Origin of the sequence: Bailinhaonella thermotolerans (genome assembly GCF_003594875.1) — a bacterium.
Lineage (GTDB): Bacteria > Actinomycetota > Actinomycetes > Streptosporangiales > Streptosporangiaceae > Bailinhaonella > Bailinhaonella thermotolerans.
On sequence record NZ_QZEY01000062.1, the window covers coordinates 1 to 507 of the forward strand.

At 61.5% G+C, this 507-nt stretch carries 1 pseudogene; it reads left to right on the plus strand.

The annotated features are described in order from the left end of the window. Positions 1–33 precede the first annotated feature (33 nt). Positions 34–507: pseudogene (locus D5H75_RS40760) on the plus strand (DNA-directed RNA polymerase subunit beta); the annotation flags it as partial.

A 507-nucleotide genomic window follows, 5' to 3' on the forward strand; every position in this document is an offset into this window, starting at 1 on the left:
TCAGTCCGCCGCGAGCCCTCGGAAGGACATCTGTTGGCAGCCTCGCGCAACGCCTCCGCCGTACCCGCTGGTCCCCGCCGTGTTTCTTTCGCGCGTATCCAGGAGCCTCTTGAGGTTCCTGATCTTCTCGCGTTGCAGACCGAGTCTTTTGATTGGCTGCTCGGTAACGAGAAGTGGAAGGGCCGGGTAGAGGCGGCTCGCCAGGCCGGGCGCAAGGACGTCCCGGCCCAGTCCGGTCTCGAGGAGATCTTCGAGGAGATCAGTCCGATTGAGGACTTCTCCGGGACCATGTCCCTGTCGTTCCGCGATCACCGGTTCGAGCCGCCCAAGTACTCCGTCGAGGAGTGCAAAGACAAGGACATGACGTACTCCGCCCCGATGTTCGTGACGGCGGAGTTCATCAATAACACCACCGGTGAGATCAAGAGCCAGACGGTGTTCATGGGGGATTTCCCGCTCATGACGCCGAAGGCGACGTTCATCATCAACGGCACCGAGCGTGTCGTC